Below are 19,847 nucleotides of genomic sequence, written 5' to 3' on the forward strand. Positions count from 1 at the left end.
GGCCCGCTGCGTGCCGGGGCGCCCCCCCCCGACGCCGACGACTACGCCCACGCCCTCGGTGCGACCCCCGGGCTCTACGGCGCGTCGATCGCCTACCCGCTCGATGCCGGCGGCACGGCTGCGCTCGACGACGTCGTGCACGCGGCGGCGGCCCAGGGGGCCCGCGCGTTCGTGCAGCTCGAACCGACCCGGCCGCTGGCGAAGCTGTCGGCCGGCGATGCCCGCGACCTCGCCGACGAACTGGCCCGCCTGCACCGCACCGAGCACGCGTCGGTCGCCGTCGACCTCGCACCCGAGATGAACGGGTCATGGGTGGCCTGGGGCCAGCAGCCGCAGGCCTTCGTGGCCGCGTTCCGCACGCTGGCCGCGACGCTGCATGCGCACGCGCCGGGTGCGACGACCGTCTGGCAGCCGGTCGTCGGCGCGGGCTACCCCTTTACCGGCGCGCGCGGCTCGGTGCAGCCGTCGGGCCCGCGTGACGACGCCGCGCTCGACACGAACCACGACGGCCGCATCGACGACGCCGACGATCCCTACGGGCCGTACTGGCCGGGTGGTGCCGCGGTCGACGAGGTCGGCCTCTCGGCGTTCTGGTACGGCGACCCCGACCATCCCGGGCGGTCGGCAGTGCCGCCCGCCGGATGGTTCACCGGCATGCTGCACGGCGCCGTCGGCTACGACCACGCGTCCGGCAGCGGTTGTGACTTCGTCGCCCGCTTCGCCACCGCCGAGCACAAGCCGATGCTCGTCGTCACCGGTGCGCTCTGGACGCCGGGCACTGAGGCCCCGTCGCGCGAGGCGGTGGTCGGGCCGTGGCTGCAGCAGGTGTTGAGCCCGGCGCTGTCGGGCGTCGGGGCGCCGGGCGTGTGGTTCGCGCAGTCGCGAGCCGAGGCCGTGGCGCGGTCGGGTGTCGTCGACTGGCGCCTCGCCGACGACCGCGCGCTGCTGACTGCGCTGCGGGGCGACCTGCGCGCCGGTGACTTCGCCACGGGTGCCGTGCCGGTCAGCACGGCGCAGGTGCAGGCGGACAGCGCGCCCGTGCAGATCTACGAGCCGAGGGCCCACCGCGGTGACGGCCAGGCCGACCGCGTGCTCGTCGGCGTGCTCGTGCTGCTCGCTCTGTTCGCCGTGTCGATCGCGGCACTGCGGCTGCGTCCGGGATGGCGGTACCGCGAGGACGCCGGCGTCGCCGGCGGGCAGCGCGACCGCCGCATCGACCTGCTGCGCGGCTTCGCCATCGCGTGCGTGGTGCTGACCCACGTCGAGGTCGGCGGCCCGGGCACCTGGTTCGTCGTCCGCCTGGGCGCGCTGTCGAGCGCCGAACTCTTCCTGCTGCTGTCGGGTGTCGTGCTGGGCGGCGTGTACCCGCGCCTCGCGCGCAAGCAGGGTGAGGTCACCGCGGCGATGACGATGGTTCGTCGGGCCGGCCGCATGTACGCGGCGACGCTGGCGATCACGGTCGCGGTCTACCTGTTCTCGCGCGTCCCCGGCACGGACGCGACGGTGCTGACCACGTTCACCGACCGTGGCACCGGTCTCGGGGGCGCGGGCGCCGCCGGGCGGGTCTACTACCTCTTCGGCACGGCACAACACCTGTTGGACTACCCGCCGCCCGGGTATGCGGTGTGGGACCTGCTGTTCCTTCGCTACGGGCCGTGGCCGATCAACATCATGGGTCTGTTCATCGTGCTCTCGCTGGCGGTGCCCGCCGCGATGTGGCTGGTGCGGCGCGGCCTCTGGTGGGCGCTGCTCGTTGTGAGCTGGGCGCTCTACGCGCTGAACGCGGTGTACCGGTGGTCGTTGTTCGACGCCCAGTTCGAGGCGGTGTTCCCGCTGCTGACCTGGCAGGTCGCGTTCACCCACGGGCTGGTCATCGGGTACCACCGCGACCGCATCGTCCGCTGGTTCTCGTCGCGGCGCGGGCTCGCGGCGCTCGGCGGCGTGCTCGTCGCGACGGCAGCGGTGCTCACCGCGATCCGCGCCGGTCTTCACGTGCCCGGGCTGCCCGCGTGGGACGCCCTGTACCCGCGGGTGTTCGACCGCACGACGCTGCAGCTCGGCCGGGTCTACGACCTGCTGCTCGTCCTGGTGGTCGCGTACCTGGTGGCGACCGCGTGCTGGGAACCGTTGCGCCGCACGGCCGTCCGGGTGCTCGAACCGCTCGGGCAGCACAGCCAGGGCGTGTTCTACCTGCAGGTGTTCGCCGTGCTCGCCGTGAGCTGGATCCCGGGGCTGAGCCGCACGGACTGGCTCGCCGGTGCAGCGGTGCACGTCGGCGTGCTCGCCGTCATCTGGACGCTCGTCGTGGGCGTGCAGCGTCGCCGGCAGCGGCCGCCCGCCGCCGCCGAACCTGCCCCGGCACCGTCGCGCACGCTGGTGTCGACGTGAACCGCCCCGGCCGCCGCTCCGCGCCCGCCGTCCCCGGCCGGCGTCCCGTGCTCAACGTGCCCGGCCCCCGTACCCCCTCCGATCCCCCCGCTGCGAAAGAGCTCGACATGCGCAACCACAAGCCGCCCACGGTCGCCGACGTCCCGACCGTCCCCGCCGTCGTGGTCGAGGCGCCCGAACCGCCGGCACCGCAGGCCGCGGTGTCCGCGCCCCAGCGGCCACAGTCGGCGCCATCGGCACCCTCGGCACCCGAGCGGGTGACGGTCGTCGAGGTGTGGCCGAGCACCTTCCCGCAGAGCCAGGTCGAGGCCCTGCTCGACCGGCTCGACGCCGCCGAGCAGCTGCGCCCGGCCGAGATGGCCGAGGCGTTGCGGGCGGTGCTCGTCGAGGCCCGGCGGCTGCGCACCACCGTGGCGCGGCTGGCCACCGACCGCATCGGGCGGGCCGAGCAGGAGGCCGACGAGATCCTGGCCGAGGCGCACCTCGAGGCGGCCGACATCCGCGCCCGCGCGAACGAGGCGGCTCGGCGTCGCATCACCGAGGCCGACGAGGCCGCCGACGCGGTCGAGACGTCGGGTGCGTTGCAGGCCCGGGTGCGGCTGGCCGAGAGCCGGCGCTACGTGGCCGACGTCCAGGCCGAGATCAGTGCGCTGCAGCACCGCCTCGGTGCGGCGCTCGCGGCGGCCGGCGACGTGCTGCCCACGCTGGACGCCGCCGCCGACAACCTCGACCGCCTGCAGTCGGCGGCGCCGGACGAGCCGGCCCCGGTCGTTCAGGAGTCGGTCGCTCAGGAGTCGGACGCGCCGGTCGACCCGGCCGACGGCCGTCGGGACGACGCCGTCGCCTGACCCGCGACGAGGGCGTGCACGAGGCGCAGCTTGCGCAACACCACCTCGGTGAGGACGAACGGGTACAGGTCGTCCTTGCCCATGCTGCGGTTCACCGCGTTGAGGGCGAGGCTCACCGGCACCCAGTCGGCGATGATCGTGTCGAAGTCGTCGTGCTCGTCCGACGGTTCGGCCGAGAGCGGTGCGGCGCAGCGCACCGCGATGTCCGGCCCGGCCACCTTCATGCCGTAGCCGGCGGCCGTCTGCAGCGTGTCGCGGATGTGCAGGTAGTGCGCGAAGGTCTCGGCCCAGTCCTCCCACGGGTGCGCGGCCGCGTAGGCGCTGACGTGGTCGGTGGTCCAGTCGCTGCTGTCGCCGAGGCGGTCGTAGTGGGTGCGCAGGGCCTCGGCGTAGTCGGCGCGGTCGTCGCCGAACAGCGCGCGGAAGCGCGCGAGCCGGTCGTCATCGCTCGCCACGAGCACCTGCCAGTACCAGTGGCCGATCTCGTGGCGCAGGTGGCCGAGCAGCGTGCGGTAGGGCTCGCCGAGCTGTTCGCGCATGGCCTCGCGGTGCGAGTCGTTGCCCTCGGCCAGGTCGAGGGTGATCACCCCGTCGGCGTGGCCGGTGGTGACCGGCCCGTCGGCACTCGAGAGCAGGTCGAAGGCGAGGCCGTGCCCGGGGTCGGCCGTGCGCGGTGTGGTCGGCAGCCCGAGGTCGTCGAGCTGGTACACCAGCCGCCGCTTGGCGAACTCGGTGCGGGCGAAGGCGGCGAGCCCCTCGTGGTCGTCGTCGGACGGGCGGGTGCGGGTCAGCTCGCAGCACCCGCAGAGGGCACCGGGCGCGTCGGCCAGCCAGTTGCACGCCGCGAGCTCGCGGTTGGCGCAGGGGTACGCGGTCGAGCCGTCGGCGCGGGTCAGCGTGCCGTCGTCGGCCAGCGCCACGAGCGCGTGCGCGCGGCGGTCGAAGCCGAGGCGGTGCCCGCAGGTGACGCATTCGCTGTTGGGGAAGTGGACGAGGGCATGGCAGTTGGTACAGGCGAACGGACGCACGTCACTCCCCGGGTAGGCGCAGCAGGTCTACCCCGACCTGCAGCGTCGACCGTGTGGCGTCGGTGTAGATCACACCCTTGAGCGGCGGCACGTCGGTGTAGTCGCGCCCCCACGCGGCGACGACGTAGCGCTCGTCGACGAACTGCCGGTTCGTCGGGTCGAGCTCGATCCAGCCGGCGCCGGGCACGAGCACCGCGGCCCAGGCGTGCGAGGCGTCGGCACCGCGCAGCTTGGCGCGTCCCGGCGGCGGGCTGGTCTCGAGGTACCCGCTGACGTAGCGGGCGGCGAGGCCGAGGCTGCGCAGGCCGGCGATGACGAGGTGAGCGAAGTCCTGGCAGACGCCCGAGCGGGCGGCGAGCACCTCGGGCACCGTCGTGCGCACCGTCGTGGCGCCCGAGCGGTAGGTGAAGTCGTCGGCCACCCGGTCGAGCAGCTCGGTGAGCGCCGCGCCGAGCGGACGCCCGGACACGAAGGACGGCGCCACGTACTCCCTCGCGGCGGCTGGGTCGACCAGTGGCGAGGGCAGGCGGTGGTCACGCGCCTCGTCGGACGCACCCAGGCCGTCGCGCGCGGCTTCCCACGGTGCGTCCAGGGCGGCGGCGTCAGCGTCGTGGCGGTCGACGACGAGCTCGCTGGTGGCCGTCACCTCGAGCCGGTCGTGCGGCTCGTCGACGCGGAACCAGAGCGTGGGGTTGGCATGGAAGTCGGTCGACTCGCGGCGCTCGCTCGTGCCCGGCGTGATGTCGACACTGCTGCTCAACACCTGTTGATGGGCCGTGGCGCGAGGGGTGAGGTGGGCCCGGCCGTACGAGAGGGTGACCGGTGCGTCGTAGGTGTAGGTGGTGCGGTGCACCAGCCGGTAGCGCGCGGTCATGCGGGCGCCAGCACCGCGTCGAACGAGCGCGGACGCACCGGCTGGGCGAAGTGGGTGGCGGCGAGCTCGTCGCCGAGGGCCCGCAGCCCGTCGGCCGTCTCGTCGAGGAAGCGGACGAGTTCCGTACGACGCCCGTCGGTGGCCCGGGCGAGCGCCACGACGTCGACGGCGCCGAGCCGGGCGAGCAGCCGCAGCACCGTGTCGTCGCGGCCGGCGGGGAGGCGTCCGATGTCGTGCCGCAGCCGGGTGAGCTGGTGCGCGAGCGAGCGCGGGTTGTCGGCGTCGGCGAGCAGCAGCGCCAGCACCGTGTCGACACCGGCACCTGCCGGGTAGCGGCGGCGGTGGGTCACGATGCTCTCGGCGGCGATGAGCACCGACTCGACGACGAGCTCGTCGACGGCGGGGGGCGGGACGGTGGCGAGGCACGCGCGCAGCAGCGCCACCAGCTGCTGGGCGCGCTCGAGCCGGCGGCCGGCGTCGAGCAGGTGCCAGCCGGTGTCACGCACCATGCTCTCGGCGACCAGGCCGGCGAACGCGAGCAGCGACTCGAGCACGCGGGCGAGCGACGGCGCGATGTCGTCGGCGGCGAGCCAGCCGCGCTCGGACGACAGCCCGCCGAGCACGCGGTCGAGGTCGCCGAGCACCACCCAGGTGTCGTTCGACAACTGGTCGCGCACCGCCGCCGCGGCCTCGCGCAGGCGGCGCACCGCGTGGGCGAGCGTGCCGGCGCGTGTCTCGTCCGTGACGAGGGCGAGCAGCTCGTCGCGAGGCGCCGCGAGTCGGCGGGCGGCGCCGGCACCGACGAAGCCCGGGTGGGTGGCGGTGACCTCGGTGACCGCCTCGAGCAGCACGACGAGGCACCGGGCGACCGCCGCGTCACCCTCGGGCCGCACGTCGTGCCACCGGTTGTCGGTGATGCGCAGCAGCCGGGTGACGGCCTCCGCGCGCTCGGCGTAGCGGCCGAGCCAGAACAGGTCCTCGGCGACGCGCGGCGGCACCGCGGTCTCGACGGCCTCGGGCGGCCGCACGTCACCGAGGCCGGTGTCGTCGCCCGTCGCCGCAGCAGCGCTGAGCACCCAGACGTCCTTGCTCACCGCCCCGTGCCCGCTCGCCACGTGCAGCCGGTCGTCCGGGGCGACGCGGGCCAGCCCGCCGGGCAGTACCCGGTAGCCGGTGCCGGCCGCGACGGCGAAGGTGCGCAGCACGAGCGGGCGCCGGCGCAGGCCGTGGTCGCCGACGGTCGGCACCGTGCTGAGGTCGAGCGGTTCCTGGCCGACCCAGGCGTGGGGGGCGGCGAGGATGCGCCCGCGCAGGTCGTCGCGCGCTGCGGCGTCGAGCTCCCAGACGAAGTGGCTGCCCCGGCCGAGCGGCCGCGAGATCGGCTTGACGACCAGGCGGTCGAGCCGGGCGAGCACGTGATCGCGGCCCACCGGGTCACCGCACCACCAGGTCGGCACGGTGGGCAGGCGCAGATCGTCACCGAGCACCGTGCGGGCGATCGCCGGCAGGAACGGGAACAGGCCGGGGTTCTCGAGCACGCCCGCGCCGACCCCGTTGACGATGGCGACGTTGCCGAGGCGTGCCGCCTCGAGCAGGCCCGGCGTGCCGAGCTGCGAGTCGGGGCGCAGGTCGAGGGGGTCGCAGAACCAGCCGTCGACGCGGCGCACGATCACATCGACCGGCTGCCGGCGGCCGACCGAGCGTTGCCACACCCGCCCGTCGCGCACCTCGAGGTCGGCACCCTCGACGAGCGGGAAGCCGAGGAGGTTCGACAGGAAGGCCTGGTCGAAGGCGGTCTCGCTGCGCGGGCCGGCCGTGAGCAGCACGACGCGGGCGGCGTCGTGCGGGGCGAGGCGTTGCAGGCTCGCGCGCACGGCGGCGAAGAACGGGCCGAGCCGCTGCACCGGGGTGGTGCGGTACAGCCCGGGCAGGGCGCGCGAGACGGCGCGGCGGTTCTCCATCGCGTAGCCCGCGCCCGACGGCGCCTGGGTGCGGTCGGCCAGCACCGTCCACCGACCCGCATGGTCGCGTCCGAGATCGGTCGCGGTGAGGAACAGCTGGCGGTCGCCCGCGAGCCGGATGCCGTCGGCCTCACGCAGGAAGCCGTCGTGCCCGAAGACGACCTCGGGCGGCAGCAGGCCGTCGGCCAGCAGGCGGCGCGGGCCGTAGAGGTCGGTCAGTACGGCGTCGAGCAGGTCGGCCCGCTGCTGCAGCCCGCTGTCGAGGTCGGCCCAGTCGTGCTCGTCCAGCACCAGGGGGAGCGGGTCGAGCGCCCACGGCTGCTCGGCCTCCGCGTCGACGGGACGGTACCCGGCGCCGTCGTCCTCGAGCAGTCGCGCGAGCAGGTCGCGCCGTTCGCGCAGGCCGTCGACGCCGAGCACGTCGACCAGGGCCTGCACCTCGCGCCACGCGGGTCGGACGCCGCCCGAGGCGGTCATCTCGTCGTAGCGGGGGAGCGCTTCGCTCACGTCGGCAGGATCCTCCGGCTCGGGTCGCCGTACTGTATCTCGACGCCGGTTATGACAGCTGTCATAGTGAGGGGATGACGCCGCCGATCGTGCGGCCGGCCATCGCAGCCGACCGCGACGCCCTGCTCGCCCTGCACGACCGGTGCTCGGTCGAGAGTCGCCACCACCGTTGGTTCGCGCCGCTGCCGGCGATGCCGAGCGCGTACCTCGAGTCGGCACTCGCCGGACGCGACGAGCATCTCGCGCTCGTCGCGGTCGACGGCGACGTCGTCGGTCTGGGCAGCGCGGTGCTCGGCGACGAGGGGTGGGAACTCGCCGTGCTCGTGCAGGACGACCACCAGCGTCGCTCGATCGGCACGGCGCTGCTCGACCGTCTCGTCGACGAGCTGCGCGACCGTGGCGTGACGCGCGTGCGCGCCGACGTGCTGGTCGGACGCAGGGGGCTGCTCGACCGGCTCGCGAAGTACGGCCCGCTGGACGTGCGGCTGGTCGACGTGACGCTGCGCGCGGTCGTGCGGCTCTCGCCGGTATGACCGGTGTCATGACCGGCCCTAGACTGCGGCCATGACCAGCACCCAGCGCGGCCCCCGCGAGCGGATGGTGTTCAGCGCCGCCCAGCTGATCCGCCGGCAGGGGGTCACCGGCACCGGCATCCGCGACGTCGTCGAGCACGCCGCCGCGCCCCGCGGCTCGGTGCAGCACTACTTCCCGGGTGGCAAGGACCAGCTGGTGCACGAGGCGGTCGACTGGGCGGGCGCCTACGCCGGCTCGCGGGTGCAGCGCTACCTCGACCGCGCCGCCGACCCGACCCCGAGCGGCCTGTTCGCCGCGCTCGTCAAGCAGTGGAGCGACGAGTTCAGGGCCGACGGGTACGGCGCCGGGTGCCCGCTCGTCGCGACCGTCGCCGACCGGGTCGCCGATGACGCCACCCGCGAGCGGGTCGTCTCCGCCTTCGCCACCTGGCGGCGGCCGGTGGCGGACGCCCTCGCCGGCATGGGCGTGCCCCGGCGTCGTGCGCCCGCACTGGCGACCTTGATGATCAGCACGCTCGAGGGGGCGATCGTGCTGGCCCGGGCCGAGCGGTCGGTCACGCCCCTCACGACGGTGGTGCGCGAGCTCGGCCCGCTGCTCGACGCCGCCGTCGCCCGGCGGCGATGACGTCGCACGCCGCCGACGGCTTCGCGGGTGCGTTCGCCGCGGCGGGCGTCGAAGGCGAGATCGGGGTCACCGGCCCGCGGGTCGTGCTGCCGTCACGCTTCGACGTCACCGGCCTGGCCGTCGCCTCGGTGGCCGCGGCGTCTCGGGCCGTGTCCGGGCTGGCGGCGCTGCGGTGGGGCAGCGAGGTGCCGCTGGTCGCGGTCGACAGCCGGGCCGCGGCGGCAGCGTTCGTGTGCGAGTCGCTGTTCGAGCCGATCGGCTGGGAGCGTCCGCCGCTCTGGGACCCGATCGCGGGCAACTACCGCACCGCCGACGGGTGGATCCGGCTGCACACGAACTACGCGCACCACCGGGCCGCTGTCGAACGGCTGCTCGGCGCGCGCGACCGGACTGCGGTGGCGGCGGCCGTGTCGGGTTGGACCGGTGTCGAGCTCGAGACGGCGGTGGTGGCGGCGGGGGGCTGCGCCGCGGTGCTGCACCCGCGCGCCGAGTGGCTCGCGTCGGAGCCGGGCGCAGCAACGGCCGGCAGCCTGCCGGTCGTGACGGAGGTCGACGGGCCGGCTCTGCCGCGCGCGCTCCCGGGCCTGCCGCCGGGCGCGCCGCCGCTGCAGGGTGTGCGGGTGCTCGACCTGACCCGGGTGATCGCCGGGCCGATCGCCACGCGGGTGCTGGCGGCCTCCGGGGCGGACGTGCTGCGGATCGATCCGCCCGGCTTCGCGGAGGTGCCGCTGCTGCTGGCCGAGACGACGGCGGGGAAGCGGACGGCGGCGCTCCACCTGCGGCGTCCGGACGACCGGCGCGTGTTCGAGGCGCTGGTCGCCGACGCGGACGTCCTCGTCGGCGGGTTGCGACCGGGCGCGCTCGACCGCCTCGGCTACGGCGCGGATCAGCTGCGGGAGCGCAACCCGGCGCTGCTCGTCGCCGCGCTGGACGCGTACGGCTGGACCGGGCCGTGGGCGACCCGGCGGGGCTTCGACAGCCTCGTCCAGATGAGTTGCGGTCTCGCGCTGGGGCCGGACGGCGCACCGGACCCGCTGCCCGCGCAGGCGCTCGACCACGCGACCGGGTGGTTGCTCGCCGCGGCGGTCGTGCGGGCACTCACGGCACAGCAGGTCGACGGGCGCGCGCGGCGGTTGCGGGCCGCACTGATCGGCACGGCCGAACTGCTCTGGCGGCTGCCGCTGCCGGACGTGGCTGCGTCCGGGCTGGGGGAGCCGCCGCTGGAGGCGGTGACGACCGCGTGGGGTCCGGCGCGCCGGGTGCCGGTGCCCGGCGTCGTCGCGGGCGCCCCGCCACGGTTGGTGACCGACGCGGGCCCGCTCGGGCGCGAGGCCGCGGTGTGGCGTCCGCGCTGATCAGTTGACGGTGTTGCCGTACGGCGCGGGGTTGCCCATCGGGTACGGCTGCGGGGCCGCGGCGCCGTTGTGCGCGGCGCAGTAGGCGTCGCGCGCGGCGTTGGTCTGCTGCAGCGGGTTGACGGCGAACGAGACGAGCATGCCCTGGGCGACGCTGTTCGCGTAGTTCTCGATGTTGGCGGCGACCTGCGCCCGGCTCGCGGCGTCCGGCGCGGCGGCGAGGGCCTCGGCGTTGCGCCACGCCATCTCGCGCCAGCCCGACACCATCTGGAACGTCGCCCAGTCGATGAGCGGGTTGTTCACGTCGTCGATCGTCGGGTCGAAGCGCGCGGCCTCCTCGGCCAGCAGCGGCGACGTGTCGTCGCTGAGCCACTGCTCGACCTTGTCGTAGTCGGCCTTGCCCGAGACGCCGCTCGAGTTGACCAGGCCGGACGCGTAGAGCACGAACGGCAGGTCACGGTTGATGTGCGCGTTCATGCCGAGGAACAGGTCACCGGCGCCGGTGACCGTCTCGTTCGTCGCGGCGTCGAAGGCGTACTGCCATGCGCCCGGGACGGCGGCGCGGTTGCCGCCGACGTAGTTGTAGTAGGCGTCGGTGTAGTACTTGGCGAAGATCGCGTCCATGTGGTTCATGTACGGGACGTCCTGGTAGTACCCCGCCTGGCTGCGCGTCCAGCCGTAGGTCTGGGTCATGCGCACGTAGGCCAGTGGGAAGACCGCGAGGTGCGAGCACGACTGCCCGGTGATGCCGAGGATGCGCGTCTGCTCCTTGAGCGTCGCGGTGAGGCAGTTCGAGCGGCCGGCGGCGCAGTCGTTGCTGCTGCTCGGCACGAACTGGTCGTTCCAGCCGGGCAGGTAGGTCGACCACGGGGTGTACGGGGTGGAGCCGCCGGTCAGCGAGCCGAGGGGCAGGAGGTCAGCGCGCGCCGGAGTAGCTGCCACCACCATGGCGATCAGCATGATCGGGACGATAGAAAGACGACGGAATGACACCGGCGGAACCCCCGCGGACGAACGGGCGACGGTGGGGCGTCGCGTTTGGTCAGCGTTAAGGAGCCTGCTCATCGTGTCGGTACTTGTCAAGTTCCTGTTAGCGTGATTGTCGTGCGTCCGAGCAGTCAGGCCCTCGAGCACGGGAACGGGGGCGGTGAGCCGACCGCGCCCGAACTGCTCGCGCTGCTGGATGCGCTGCCGGCCTCGGTCGCGTTCTGGGACGCGGACGTCCGCCTGCGGTACGGCAACCAGCGAGCGCTCGACCGCTTCGGGCGGCCCGCCGACCAGTTGCTCGGCATCCACCTGTCACAGCTCGTCCAACCGCAGGCGGTCGAACTGTCCGCCGCCTACATCGAGGGCGCGCTCGCGGGACGGGTGCAGCAGGTCGAGCGGGCGAAGGTCGGGGCCGACGGGCAGCGCTTCAACGCACACCAGGTCACGCACATCCCGAATTTCGTCGGCGGCCAGGTGACCGGGTACTGCGCGCTCGCCGTCGACATCACCGCGTCGATCGAGGGCTACGAGCAGGCCCGGCGCGCCCGCGAGCAGGCGGCGCTCGAGGCCGAGCGGGCGCGCATCGCCGGCGACATCGGCAGCCACAACGTGATCGACGAACTCGGCGACGCGCTCGAGCGGCTCGACGCCGCGGTCGGTCGCGCGTCCGAGGTGTCACCCACGATGCGCGCCGCCGCGGGCGCGATCGAGCGGGCCATCGCCGAACTGCGCGCGACCGTGCCGGCGCGCATGCGCGACGACCGCAGCGGCGACTGGCGGCTGGTCGCCTTCCCGCACCCGAGTTCGGAGCTCGACCTGGGCCGGACGCTCGGCGTGCGGTGGCCGGCGAAGGTGCACGGCGCCGGCTGGACGGCGGCGGACGCCACAGCGGCGCTCGACCTCATCCCGGCGGCGGTGGCCGCGTGGGACCCGTCGCTGCAGTGCGTCTTCGCCAACCGGGCCGCGCTGCGCTGGTTCGGCGTCGCCGAGCGCATCGACGCGCGCGGGCGCCCGGCGCGCGAGCTGCTCGGTCCCGGGCTGTTCGAGACCGCGAACAAGGCCTACGCCGAGGCGGCGTTGAGCGGCCGCGCGCAGCAGTTCGACCGCAGCGTGCCGCACGCGAGCGGGCTGCGGCACCTGCAGATCTACTGCGGCCCACGCGAGGGCGGCGGGCTGTTCAGCTTCGTCGTCGACGTCACCGACCGGGTCGAGGCCGAACTGGTGCTGCAGGACGCCCGCGCCGAGCTGGCGCAGACGCGCGAGCGGCAGCGGATCGCCGACGAGCTGCACAACATGGTGATCCAGCGGCTGTTCGCGGCCGGGCTGGCGGCCACGCGTCCGTCGCCGCGGCCGAACGAGCAGCAGCTGCACTCGGTGCAGGACGGCATCATGCTGGCGCTGGACGAGATGGAGGCGGCGCTGTCGGCGCTGCACGACCGTCCGCCGTCGCTCGACCTGCTGCCCGACCTCGCGCGGCTCGTCCACGCGGTGCTCGATCCGCGCAACATCGAGGTGACGATCGAGAACGTCGGCTCGCTCGAGTACGTCCCGCCGGCGTTCGGTGCGGAACTGCTCTCGGCGGCCGAGGCGGTGCTGTCGCAGGTGATCGCGCGCGCCGGCGTGCACAAGGTGGTCGTGACGGTCGCCGCGGACACCGCCGGCCTGTGGTTGCGGATCACCGACGACGGCCGCCTGACGGCTGCGGGCACCGCCGGCGTCGGTCTGGACGACGTCGCCCGGGCGGCCGAACGGCTCGGCGGCTCGTGTCTGTTCGGATGGCGCCAGGGCGTCGGCACGGTCGTCGACTGGCGCGTCCCGTTCGTCTGAGATCCTGCGGGCCATGGGGTTGCTGACGCCGGTGGCGGTGCGGGTCGGATCGATCGGCTGGATGCCGCGGCTGCTGCCGCAGATCGTGTGGGTCGACCAGCATCTGCAGCAGCTCTCGCGGGGACGCGTGTCCCTGCTCGACGTCGCCGGACTGCCGAACATCGTGCTCACCGTGCCGGGCCGCCGCACCGGCGTCCCTCGCAGCACGCCGTTGCTCGCCGTGCCCCGTGGTGCGTCGTGGCTCGTTGCGGGCTCGTACTTCGGCGGGCCGAAGGAGCCGGTCTGGGTGAAGAACCTCGAGGCTGCCTCGTCGGCCGAGGTGACGGTGAAGGGTCGGACGTCGCGGGTCGTACCGCGTCGGCTCGACGGCCCGGACCGCGCCGCCGCGTGGCAGGAACTGCTCGCCGTCTGGCCCAACTTCGCCCTGTACGAGCGCCGGACGGAGCGCGTGATCAAGGTGTTCGAGTTGGCGCCGGCGGACTGAGCCGTTGAGCCGCCGAGCCGCCTGCTCGCCCTCGGCGACGGGCGCGGTCGGCCCGGGGTGTGCCGGATCTTGATGCCGTGGCCGGGGCCGAGCCCGCTGTCGGCATTCCGGTCGCTCGGCCGGTCGAGGCGGATCGGGGTTTTGCCGGATCTTGATGCCGTGGCCGGGCTCTGGGTCGGTGTGGGCATCCGGGTCGCTCGGGTCGGCCTCGCGTCGGCCTCGCGTCGGCCGCGCGTCGGCCCGGGGTGTGCCGGATCTTGATGCCGTGGCCGGCCTCTGGCCCGCTGTGACCATGCAGGGTGCTCGGCCGGTCGAGGCGGATCGGGGGTTTGCCGGATCTTGATGCTGTGGCCGGGGTCTGGGCCGGTGTGGGCATCTCGGTTCGGCGGTGCCGAGCTGGTTCCGGGATTGTTGTCGGGCCCGTCCGGGTTTTCGAACGTTTTTGTCAGAGGGTCGGGCTAGCGTCGTTGGCGTGATGGGGGACGGGCGGCTGCCGGCGGGTGCGGGTGATCTGGTGCCGGGTGCTGCGCTGGCGGCGGTGCTGGAGTCGGTGGATGTCGGTGGGTTGGACGATCCGGAGCTGGTCGGCCTGTTGCAGGCGCAGTCGCGGCAGTTGGCGCACGTGCAGGGACAGGTGTGGGCGGTGATGGCGGAGTTGGCGCGGCGTGATCCGATGCCGTTGCTGGGTGGGGAGCCGTTGCAGGGGCACGAGTTGTTCGACCTGGTGGTGGACGAGGTGCGGGCGGAGTTGATGTTGACTCGTGCGGCGGCGCGGGTGGAGGTGGAGGCGGCGGTCGGGCTGGCCGCGTTGCCGGCGGTGGCGGAGGCGCTGGGGCTGGGGTTGATCGACCGTCGCCGGGCGTTGGTGTTCACCGATGCGTGTTGGGATCTGCGGCCGGAGCATGCCGAGCAGGTGGTGGCGGCGTTGTTGCCGGAGGCGATGTCGGTGACGGCGACGGGGTTGGCGGCGCGGGTGGCGCGGGTGGTGATCGAGCTGGATCCGGGGTGGGCCGAGCGGCGGTACCGGGAGGCGTTGCGGAGCCGGAAGGTGGTCGCGTATCTGGGGCGGGACGGGTCGGCGGTGATCACCGCGTCGGGGTTGCCGGCGGACGAGGCGGCGGTGGCGGCGGCGAATCTGGACGCGGTGGCGAGTGCGGCGAAGCGGGCCGGGGCGGCGGCGGGCATGGACCTGCTGCGCGCCGAGGTGCTCATCGGCCTGCTCGACGGGCGCTGGAACGGATGGACCCGTGACCAGGTCGTCGCCGAGCTGCTCGCCCTGCACCCCACACCTACCGGCCTGACCGATGACGCCGAAGCGACCGACGATCGCGAGGCCGCCGGCGGCGCGAGCAGCCGTCGTGGCGGACGCCGACGCCCCCGCCGCCGGCACGACCGCAGCCACCGAGCGCGCAGACGTGCCCGCGCGACGGCCGCCCCCGAGGGTGCTGCCGACGCGAGCGCTGCCGCGAGTACTGCCGCGAGTAGTGCCGAGGTTGTGGTCGGCGACGAAGCGGCTCCGGCGGGCGAGGTCGTCTCCGGCGGCAGCGAGGCCGAAGCGACTGCCACGGGCGTTGCGGGTGGTGCTCCCGCCGGCGTCGAGGTCGAGCCCGAGGCGGGTAGAAGCGAGGACTCGGATGACCAACTGCGGTCGCCGGGTCGTGCGGTGCCTGCGGAGTCGCAGCGGCCGGTGAGCGCCCACATCCAGCCAGGCGAGGCCGCGGACGGCGGCGAGCCCTCCGCGAGCGCGAGCGGACCGCCGGGCGGTCCACCGACTGGATCACCTGGACCGTCCGAACCACACGGCCCACCCGAGTCGCTCGGACCGCCGGGCGGCGGGCCGTCGCTGTCGGGCGTCCGGGCGGGGGTGCACGTCAGTGTGGGGTTGGGGACGTTGCTGGGATTGGACGAGCGGCCGGGGGAGGTGGCCGGGTGGGGTCCGGTGCCGGCGTCGGTGGCGCGTGTCCTGGTGGCGCGGCAGCAGCGGTGTGAGTGGCGCTTCGGAGTGCATGACCAGGGTGGGTGGCTGGTGTTCGACGGGCTGACCCGGCGTCGCGGCATGCCCGTCGGCGCCGACGCACTTGGTGCCGGTGGCGGTGCCGGTCCCGGTACGGCTGCCGAAGCGCACCCGAGGGTGGACGGGGTGGTGGAGATCCATCTGCCGCTGGACTGGGTGACGGCGGACGGTGCGTCGGCGGTGATACCGCGCGTGCCGCCGATGTCGGTGTCGGCTCGGGCCGGGTGGGCCGCGGTGCTGGCCGACATCGCGAGGCAGGTCGCGACGGCTGGGCCGATCGTGCAGGACAGTGAGGCGCGGTTCCCAAGGCCGGCGTTGCGGCGGCGGATCGAGATGGTCTACCGGTGGTGTCTGTTCCCGGGGTGCCGTCGTCCGGCGCGCTGGTGCGACATAGACCACCGCACCGAGTGGGCGAGCGGAGGGCGGACGGTCGAGATCAATCTCGGTCCGGAGTGCCGGCACGACCACGTGAACAAGTCCGAGCGGGGCTGGCGGCTGGTCCGCACCGGGCCGCGGTCGTTCTGCTGGATCAGCCCGTACCGGCGGCGGCACCACGTCCAGGCGCCACGACTGGTCGAAGCCGCGCTCACTCCCGTGCCGGCCACGGCGACCGTCGCCGGCGAGGAGGCAGCCGACCCGTTCGACGTCGAGACACCGGTCTGGATCGATGAGGCACACGTCGCCCGCCGGGCAGCCCGTGGGGACGACGAGCCGACCGTTTCGGCGTCGGTGCCGGCCACGGATGCGGCCGAGGACCAAGAAGATCCCCCGCCGTTCTGATGTGATCGACGGGAACCAGCGGAACAGGACGAACGACAAGGGGATGGTCCAGGTGTTGGTCTACTCGATGAGTGCGTCCACCGACGGCTTCGTGGCCGACCGCGACGGAGCGATCGACTGGACGGCGCCGGACGAGGAGCTGTTCGCCGTCCACCTCGAACGGGTCCGCGGGGTCGGCGTGCACCTCTGCGGCCGCCGGCTCTACGAGACCATGCTGATCTGGGAGACCGATCCGAGCTTCGCCGACACCGACGACCAGCGCGAGTTCGCCGAGGTCTGGGCGGCGTTGCCGAAGGTCGTCTTCGCGAGCAGACCCGTCGAGTTGCGTGGCAACGCCCGCCTTGCGACAGGATCGGTCGAGGACGAGGTCGCAGCCGCGGTGGCGTCGACCGGGCAGGACGTCGAGATCGGCGGTGCGACGCTCGCGGCGGCCGCGATGGCGGCCGGCCTGGTCGACGAGTTCCACCTCTTCCGGGCGCCGGTGCTGCTCGGCGGCGGCACGCCGTACTTCCCGCCGCTGGCCGCACGCGTCCCGCTCGAACTGCTCGGCCTGCGCACGTTCGCGAACGGCATCGTCCACGAGCACTACCGGCGCGCGTCGACCTGACGCGACGGCGGTAGGCAAAGAGGGCGACGCGGCGAGGGCAGCGGACGCGCCGGTGTGGCGGCGGCCGCGCCGGTGTGGCGGTGGCCGCGTTTGACCGGAAACGTCAGGGGGCACCACGTCCGACGTGACCCTGTTCCGCACGAAGCCGGTCGAGGACGTGCTCGCCCAGCAGGACGACGACGGCGGCGAGCATCCGGCCGGGCTGCGCAAACGACTTCGTGCGCGTGACCTCGTCGGCTTCGGCGTCGGGATCGTCATCGGTACCGGCATCTTCACCCTCACCGGCGTCGAGGCGAAGAACCACGCAGGACCTGCCGTCGTGCTGTCGTTCGTGCTCGCCGGCGTCGTCAGCCTGCTCGCCGCGCTCTGCTACACCGAGCTCGCGTCCAGCGTCCCGACGGCCGGCAGCGCCTACACCTACGCCTACGCGACCATCGGCGAGCCCGCGGCATGGATCATCGGCTGGGACCTCGTGCTCGAGTTCGCCCTCGGCGCCGCCGTCGTCGCGCGCGGCTGGTCGAGCTACCTGCAGGACCTCTTCGACCTGCCGACGTCGGTTTTCGGCGAGCACTCCGACGTCAACCTCGGCGCGATGTTCATCGTCGCCGTGCTCGGTGTCGTCGCGATCGTCGGCATCCGCGAGTCGGCGTGGGTCACCAACACGCTGGTGGCGATCAAGGTCGCCATCTGCCTGTTCATCATCGTCGCCGGCGCCTTCTACGTGAAGACGGCGAACTGGCATCCGTTCGTCCCGACGAGCCACGGCACCACCGGCGCGTCCGGCGGCACGCGGCCCCTGATCCAGGTGCTGTTCGGCGTGCAGCAGTCGGCCTTCGGCTTCGCCGGCGTGCTCACGGCGGCCGCGGTCGTCTTCTTCGCCTACAGCGGATTCGAGGCGGTCGCGAACCTCAGCGAGGAGACGCGCGACCCGGGACGCGATCTGCCGCGCGGGCTGCTCGGCACGCTCGCCCTCGCCACTGCGCTGTACGTGGGCGTCTCGCTCGTCGTGACCGGCATGGTCAGGTACTCGAACCTGGACGAAGGGGCGCCGCTCTCGTCCGCCTTCGACTCGGTCGGCGCGAGCTGGGCCGGCACGCTGGTGTCGATCGCGGCGGTCTGCGGCCTGACGTCGGTCACCCTCGTCGACATCGTCACCATGTCGCGCATCGGCTTCGCGATGTCGCGCGACGGCCTGCTGCCGCGCAACGTCGCCGCCGTGCACCCGCGCTTCGGCACGCCGGCGCGCTTCACCGCCGGCACGACCGTCGTCGTGATGCTCATCGCCGGCTTCATCTCGCTGTCGACGCTCGCCGACCTGGTCAGCATCGGCACGCTGTTCGCCTTCGTGCTCGTGTCCGTCGCCGTGCCGGTGCTGCGCCGCACGCGTCCGGACCTGCAGCGCGCGTTCCGCGTGCCGCTCTCGCCGGTCGTGCCGATCCTCTCGGCGCTGGCCTGCCTCTACCTCATGCTCAACCTGTCGATCGCGACCTGGATCCGCTTCGCTGTCTGGCTGGTGATCGGGTTGGTCGTGTACGTCGGCTACGGACGCCGGCACGCCCTGCTCAACCGCCGCGAACAGCCCCGGGCGACAGCACGAGCAGCGTGACACCGACGATCACGAGCGCGATGCCGGCGATGCCGAGCCACCCGACCCGATCCCCGAACAGGACGAAGCCCGCCAGCGCCACCACCGTCGTGCCCACCGCCGACCAGACGGCGTAGACCTGCCCGACGCTGAGGTGCGCGAGCGAGCGGCCGAGCAGGTAGAACGAGGCCAGGTAGCCGGCCACCACGATCACGTCGAACACGGGTCGGGTGAAACCGTTCGACGCGCGCAGCGAGAGCGTGGCCACCACCTCGCAGCCGATCGCACCGGCGGCGTACCACCACGCTGCAGCCATCCGCCGAGCCTACGAGGCGAACGGGTCGCGCAGCGGCAGCAGCACGTTCCGGTCGCGCGCGGTGCCCGACGGCTCGCCGATCACCTGCTGCCAGTCGTTCGCGGCGAGCTCGCGCGACAGCCCGGCGAGCGCGGTCGGCGAGTCGATCGCCCCCGACCACGGCGCCTCGCCCACGTGGTCGACCATCGTCGTGGCGACGACCAGGCGGTCGCCGGCACGCAGCAGCTCGACGAGCCGCGCGTGCTGCGGCCGGTCGATGAGCGAGGGCGTGGTGACCTCCCAGAAGGTCCTGCGCGCCGTCACGGTGGTCGTGTGCGAGTGCCCGTTGAGCCACAGCACGACGCACCGGTGCCCCGTGAGCAGGTGGGCGATCTCGCCGCCCAGCACCCGGGACGGGCCCGCCGCGTTGACCAGGTCGTCGAGCGGGTGGTGGCTCGCCAGCACGACCAGCCGCTGCTCGGCGTCGGCCGCGGCGAGCTGACCCTGCAACCAGTCGAACTGCGCACGGTCGAGCGATCCCTGCCAGCCGCCGTGCTCGTCGACGGTGTCCAGCACCAGCAGGGTGACCCCCTCGCGGTCGTGCCGGTAGTACGCGTCGCCGCTGCGCCGTTGGTCGTCGCCGAACCCGTGCCCCACCGGCCGCGCCCCCGGGCCGAAGTGCGCCGCGACGAACTCCGCCCGCGACACCGGGCGCCGCGACGGATCGGCCGTCACCGTCGCCGTCCGCGCCTCGCCGAGCCGGGCCAGCGCGGCCGGCTCGCACTCGGCCAGCCCGGTGAGCAGCGCGACCACCTCGTCGGCCGACCAGTCGTCGGCGAGCCCGATGCCCTTCCGGTCGCCGACGGCCACTCGCGCGAATACCTCCGCGGCCGGCACCGTGCCCTGCAGCAGACGGTCGTGGTTGCCGTGCACCGCCAGCCACGGCATCGCCAGGCCGGTGGCCGCGAACGGCCGCCGCACGGCGTCGAACATCCCGGGCACCGTCGGGAAGCCGTACGACGATCGCGGGCGGTCGGCGACGTCGCCGTCGGGGTGCCAGAACCGGCCGTCGCTGCCGAGCGCGGTGATGCCCTGCCACCGCGTCAGGTCGCCCGAGTCGGCGCACACCCGGCCCCCCGCGAGCAGCGC

At 73.9% G+C, this 19,847-nt stretch carries 15 protein-coding genes and 1 pseudogene; 10 read left to right on the plus strand and 6 right to left on the minus strand.

The genetic code is table 11. The annotated features are described in order from the left end of the window. Both opgC and ACTHMS_RS04440 read left to right on the plus strand, forming a co-directional pair. The coding region (gene opgC / locus ACTHMS_RS04435; RefSeq protein WP_440305462.1) for an OpgC domain-containing protein at positions 1 to 2,388 on the plus strand (2,388 nt) is incomplete at its 5' end. Positions 2,389 to 2,495: 107 nt separating this feature from the next. Next, positions 2,496 to 3,236 carry a hypothetical protein gene (locus ACTHMS_RS04440; protein ID WP_440305463.1) on the plus strand — a complete coding sequence of 247 codons (741 nt, stop codon included), beginning with the start codon at positions 2,496 to 2,498 and terminating at the stop codon, positions 3,234 to 3,236. On the opposite strand, the gene ACTHMS_RS04445 is transcribed toward ACTHMS_RS04440, so the two are convergent. From ACTHMS_RS04445 to ACTHMS_RS04455, 3 genes are read right to left on the minus strand one after another with little or no spacing between them, the layout of a single operon-like run. After that, the gene (locus ACTHMS_RS04445; RefSeq protein WP_440305464.1) at positions 3,176 to 4,264 is read right to left on the minus strand and encodes a zinc-binding metallopeptidase family protein; all 1,089 of its coding nucleotides are present in this window, start codon (positions 4,262 to 4,264) and stop codon (positions 3,176 to 3,178) included. The genes ACTHMS_RS04440 and ACTHMS_RS04445 overlap by 61 nt on opposite strands. A 1-nt stretch (position 4,265) precedes the next feature. Next, complete coding sequence (locus tag ACTHMS_RS04450) at positions 4,266 to 5,138, minus strand: transglutaminase family protein (RefSeq protein WP_440305465.1); 873 nt, start codon at positions 5,136 to 5,138, stop codon at positions 4,266 to 4,268. After that, the gene (locus tag ACTHMS_RS04455; RefSeq protein ID WP_440305466.1) at positions 5,135 to 7,606 is read right to left on the minus strand and encodes a circularly permuted type 2 ATP-grasp protein; all 2,472 of its coding nucleotides are present in this window, start codon (positions 7,604 to 7,606) and stop codon (positions 5,135 to 5,137) included. Before ACTHMS_RS04455 ends, ACTHMS_RS04450 begins: the two co-directional genes overlap by 4 nt. A gap of 74 nt (positions 7,607 to 7,680) precedes the next feature. On the opposite strand from ACTHMS_RS04455, the gene ACTHMS_RS04460 reads away from it, so the two are divergent. From ACTHMS_RS04460 to ACTHMS_RS04470, 3 genes are read left to right on the plus strand one after another with little or no spacing between them, the layout of a single operon-like run. Then, positions 7,681 to 8,139, plus strand: coding sequence for an N-acetyltransferase family protein (locus ACTHMS_RS04460; protein ID WP_440305467.1), 459 nt, complete (start codon positions 7,681 to 7,683; stop codon positions 8,137 to 8,139). Between the two features lie 31 nt (positions 8,140 to 8,170). Beyond that, a complete protein-coding gene (locus ACTHMS_RS04465; RefSeq protein WP_440305468.1) occupies positions 8,171 to 8,764 on the plus strand; it encodes a TetR/AcrR family transcriptional regulator in 594 nt (197 codons plus the stop codon). Continuing rightward, entirely contained in the window at positions 8,761 to 10,119 is a 1,359-nt protein-coding gene (locus ACTHMS_RS04470) for a CoA transferase (protein WP_440305469.1), read from the plus strand. The genes ACTHMS_RS04465 and ACTHMS_RS04470 overlap by 4 nt, the downstream gene beginning before the upstream one ends. Here ACTHMS_RS04470 and ACTHMS_RS04475 read toward each other — a convergent pair whose 3' ends face one another. Next, positions 10,120 to 11,079: a DUF5995 family protein gene (locus ACTHMS_RS04475; protein WP_440305470.1), complete on the minus strand. Its 960-nt coding sequence runs from the start codon at positions 11,077 to 11,079 to the stop codon at positions 10,120 to 10,122. A 144-nt stretch (positions 11,080 to 11,223) separates the two neighbouring features. On the opposite strand from ACTHMS_RS04475, the gene ACTHMS_RS04480 reads away from it, so the two are divergent. The 5 genes from ACTHMS_RS04480 to ACTHMS_RS04500 all read left to right on the plus strand — a co-directional run bounded on the left by ACTHMS_RS04480 (position 11,224) and on the right by ACTHMS_RS04500 (position 18,424). After that, positions 11,224 to 12,933 carry a PAS domain-containing protein gene (locus ACTHMS_RS04480; RefSeq protein ID WP_440305471.1) on the plus strand — a complete coding sequence of 570 codons (1,710 nt, stop codon included), beginning with the start codon at positions 11,224 to 11,226 and terminating at the stop codon, positions 12,931 to 12,933. 13 nt (positions 12,934 to 12,946) lie between these two features. Then, positions 12,947 to 13,417: a nitroreductase family deazaflavin-dependent oxidoreductase gene (locus tag ACTHMS_RS04485; protein ID WP_440305472.1), complete on the plus strand. Its 471-nt coding sequence runs from the start codon at positions 12,947 to 12,949 to the stop codon at positions 13,415 to 13,417. Between the two features lie 472 nt (positions 13,418 to 13,889). Next, positions 13,890 to 16,211 (plus strand): HNH endonuclease signature motif containing protein, encoded by a 2,322-nt coding sequence (locus ACTHMS_RS04490; RefSeq protein WP_440305473.1) that lies wholly within the window; start codon positions 13,890 to 13,892, stop codon positions 16,209 to 16,211. A 43-nt stretch (positions 16,212 to 16,254) separates the two neighbouring features. Further along, positions 16,255 to 16,818 carry a dihydrofolate reductase family protein gene (locus tag ACTHMS_RS04495; RefSeq protein ID WP_440305474.1) on the plus strand — a complete coding sequence of 188 codons (564 nt, stop codon included), beginning with the start codon at positions 16,255 to 16,257 and terminating at the stop codon, positions 16,816 to 16,818. 124 nt (positions 16,819 to 16,942) lie between these two features. Beyond that, positions 16,943 to 18,424, plus strand: a complete 1,482-nt coding sequence (locus tag ACTHMS_RS04500; protein ID WP_440305475.1) for an amino acid permease — start codon at positions 16,943 to 16,945, stop codon at positions 18,422 to 18,424. Here ACTHMS_RS04500 and ACTHMS_RS04505 read toward each other — a convergent pair. After that, on the minus strand, positions 18,381 to 18,719 hold the full coding sequence (locus ACTHMS_RS04505) for a DMT family transporter (RefSeq protein WP_440305476.1): 339 nt from the start codon (positions 18,717 to 18,719) through the stop codon (positions 18,381 to 18,383). The two genes, ACTHMS_RS04500 and ACTHMS_RS04505, sit on opposite strands and share 44 nt — an antisense overlap. 9 nt (positions 18,720 to 18,728) lie before the next feature. Beyond that, a pseudogene (locus ACTHMS_RS04510) lies at positions 18,729 to 19,847 on the minus strand (TIGR03767 family metallophosphoesterase); the annotation flags it as partial.

The organism is Jatrophihabitans sp. (assembly GCF_051960575.1).
GTDB lineage: Bacteria > Actinomycetota > Actinomycetes > Mycobacteriales > Jatrophihabitantaceae > JBQCEE01.

What these genes read in the sequence shown, in the direction of transcription:
- ACTHMS_RS04485 (WP_440305472.1), top strand. Translation starts at nt 12,947, where the DNA reads ATGGGGTTGCTGACGCCGGTGGCGGTGCGGGTCGGATCGATCGGCTGG.
- ACTHMS_RS04460 (WP_440305467.1), top strand. Translation starts at nt 7,681, where the DNA reads ATGACGCCGCCGATCGTGCGGCCGGCCATCGCAGCCGACCGCGACGCC.
- ACTHMS_RS04505 (WP_440305476.1), bottom strand. Translation starts at nt 18,719, where the DNA reads ATGGCTGCAGCGTGGTGGTACGCCGCCGGTGCGATCGGCTGCGAGGTG.
- ACTHMS_RS04470 (WP_440305469.1), top strand. Translation starts at nt 8,761, where the DNA reads ATGACGTCGCACGCCGCCGACGGCTTCGCGGGTGCGTTCGCCGCGGCG.
- ACTHMS_RS04465 (WP_440305468.1), top strand. Translation starts at nt 8,171, where the DNA reads ATGACCAGCACCCAGCGCGGCCCCCGCGAGCGGATGGTGTTCAGCGCC.
- ACTHMS_RS04495 (WP_440305474.1), top strand. Translation starts at nt 16,255, where the DNA reads ATGGTCCAGGTGTTGGTCTACTCGATGAGTGCGTCCACCGACGGCTTC.
- ACTHMS_RS04450 (WP_440305465.1), bottom strand. Translation starts at nt 5,138, where the DNA reads ATGACCGCGCGCTACCGGCTGGTGCACCGCACCACCTACACCTACGAC.
- ACTHMS_RS04475 (WP_440305470.1), bottom strand. Translation starts at nt 11,079, where the DNA reads ATGCTGATCGCCATGGTGGTGGCAGCTACTCCGGCGCGCGCTGACCTC.
- ACTHMS_RS04440 (WP_440305463.1), top strand. Translation starts at nt 2,496, where the DNA reads ATGCGCAACCACAAGCCGCCCACGGTCGCCGACGTCCCGACCGTCCCC.